We start from the raw sequence: 2,347 nt of genomic DNA on the forward strand, positions 1-2,347 counted from the left end.
CGCCGGGGGTCTGGCGGGTGGCCTCGCCGCGCTCGGCGCCCGGCTGGCCCCGGGCTTCGACGCCGTGGCGACCGAAGTCGGCCTCGCCGAGGCCGTAGCCCAAGCGGACCTTGTCATCACCGGGGAGGGCCTGATGGACCCGGAGTCCTTCAACGGCAAGGTCGTCGGCGGGGTCGCCGCCCTCGCCGAGCAGACCGACACACCGGTCTTCGTCGTGGCCGGGCAGGTGCGTCCGGAGGTGCGTGACCGGGTCCCCTGCGTCGACCTCGTACAGGTTTTCGGCGAGGAGCGTTCGTGGGCCGAGCCGCTCGCCTGCATCGAGGAGGCGGTGTTCCGACACCTGGGCTCGCTCGCCACGAACCACGCAGCGACCGGAGGCACGTAGCGCCTGTGCCACCGCGCACGGCATACCGGCGTGGCGCGTTGGGGTTGGCCGCGGCGGGGGAACGTCCTCGGGCTGGTCGGCGTATCAACAGGTTTGAGGGGGCCGCTGGCCGCGCACCGCCGCCTCGACGACTCCGAGCGCCTCGTCGGGGCTCAGCCCGAGGGCGTGGGCGACGCGGGCGAACTCCTGTGCGGCGTGGCGGATCCGCGCCCTGCTCTCGTCGCCCGCGCTGCCGACGAAGGTGCCGGCGCGACCACGAGTCTCGACCAAACCGGCCTCGTCGAGCTCGCGGTAGGCGCGCGCAACCGTATTGGCGGCGACCCCCAGCGAGCTGGCCAGGCTCCGCACGGTGGGCAGCTTGGCGCCGACAGGCAGGACGCCCTGCGTGATCTGCGTCGCCAGCTGGAGCCGCACCTGCTCGTAGGGCGGTACTTCGCTGCCGGAGTCGATCCGAACCAGCTGCATGAGCGTCCTCCTCACCCCGATTCTCACCACCACCACCGTGCCACACGATGATCGACTGCCGGCGGCCCAGGAGCCGGCCGATTTCGCCACGGGCGCGCCTGCCCCGGCCTGTCGGACCCACGGCCTACCGTCGGTCCCATGCAGGTCACCCACGGCGTCCAGGCGACGCTCGACGAGCTCGGGACACCGCTCGCCGACGTCACGTTCGTGGTCGTCGACCTGGAGACCACGGGTGGCAGCCCCTCCGGTGCGCACATCACCGAGGTCGGCGCGGTCAAGGTGCGGGGCGGCGAGGTCCTTGGAGAGTTCCAGACCCTGGTCAACCCTGCCGAGCCGATCCCGGCGTTCATCTCGGTGCTGACCGGCATCACGGGCGCGATGGTCGCGGACGCGCCCCGGGTGGCCACTGTGCTGCCGGCGTTCCTGGAGTTCGCCGCAGGCAGCGTCCTCGTGGCCCACAACGCGGGTTTCGACATCTCCTTCCTCAAGGCGGCCGCCGCCCAGACCGGACACCCCTGGCCGGGTTTTCGCGTGGTCGACACCGTGCACCTGGCCCGGCAGCTCGTCACCCGTGACGAGGCGCCCAACCGCAAGCTGAGTTCGCTGGCCCGGCTCTTCGGCGCGGCAACGACGCCCGACCACCGCGCGCTGCACGATGCCCGCGCAACCGTCGACGTGCTGCACGGCCTGCTCGCGCGGGTCGGCAACCTCGGCGTCACCACGTTCGAGGAGCTGGCCAGCTACTCCTCGCGGGTGAGCCCGGCGCAGCGCCGCAAGCGGTTCCTCGCCGACGGGTTGCCCTCCGCACCGGGGGTCTACATCTTCAAGGACGCCGATGGCCGACCGCTCTACGTCGGTACCTCCAAGGACATCCGCCGCAGGGTGCGCACCTACTTCACCGCCAGCGAGCAACGCAGCCGGATGGCCGAGATGGTCGCACTCGCGCAGAACATCACCCCGATCGTGTGTGCCACGGCGCTGGAGGCCGAGGTGCGCGAGCTGCGCCTCATCGCCGAGCACCAACCGCGCTACAACCGGCGCTCCCGCTATCCCGAACGCGCCCCGTGGGTGAAGCTGACCGTCGAGCCCTTTCCCCGGCTGTCCATCGTCCGGCAGGTCAAGGACGACGGCGCCCGCTACTTCGGTCCGTTCTCCTCGTGGGCGGCCGCGCGGGACGCCGTCGACGCCGTCCACGAGGTGGTGCCCCTGCGCCAGTGCACCACACGGTTGAGCACTCGGGGCGTCACGCCCGCCTGCGCGCTCGCCGAGATGGGGCGATGCGGCGCGCCGTGCACCGGCGCCCAGTCCGTGCAGGACTACGCGCTCGTCGCGCAGACCGCCGCCGAGATGATCTCGGGCGACGCCCGCGAGGTCGTCGGGGCGCTGCGCGAGCGGATGAGCGTCCTGTCCCGACAGGAGCGCTACGAGGACGCGGGCGCGGTGCGCGACCGCTTGCTGCACCTGGTCCGGGCCGCGGCTCGCGCGCAGCGCATCGCG

General features: G+C 72.4%; 3 protein-coding genes. 2 read left to right on the top strand and 1 reads right to left on the bottom strand.

Translation table 11 applies throughout. The features are described from left to right. A partial coding sequence (locus tag FRW57_RS20475; protein ID WP_203230454.1) for a glycerate kinase occupies positions 1-385 on the top strand: 385 nt, incomplete at its 5' end. Between the two features lie 84 nt (positions 386-469). On the opposite strand, the gene FRW57_RS20480 is transcribed toward FRW57_RS20475, so the two are convergent. Continuing rightward, positions 470-850 carry a GntR family transcriptional regulator gene (locus FRW57_RS20480; protein WP_137121025.1) on the bottom strand — a complete coding sequence of 127 codons (381 nt, stop codon included), beginning with the start codon at positions 848-850 and terminating at the stop codon, positions 470-472. Between the two features lie 138 nt (positions 851-988). Between FRW57_RS20480 and FRW57_RS20485 the strand changes: the two genes are divergently transcribed. Next, the coding region (locus tag FRW57_RS20485; RefSeq protein ID WP_152186924.1) for a DEDD exonuclease domain-containing protein at positions 989-2,347 on the top strand (1,359 nt) is incomplete at its 3' end.

The organism is Segeticoccus rhizosphaerae (assembly GCF_009192725.1).
Lineage (GTDB): Bacteria > Actinomycetota > Actinomycetes > Actinomycetales > Dermatophilaceae > Segeticoccus > Segeticoccus rhizosphaerae.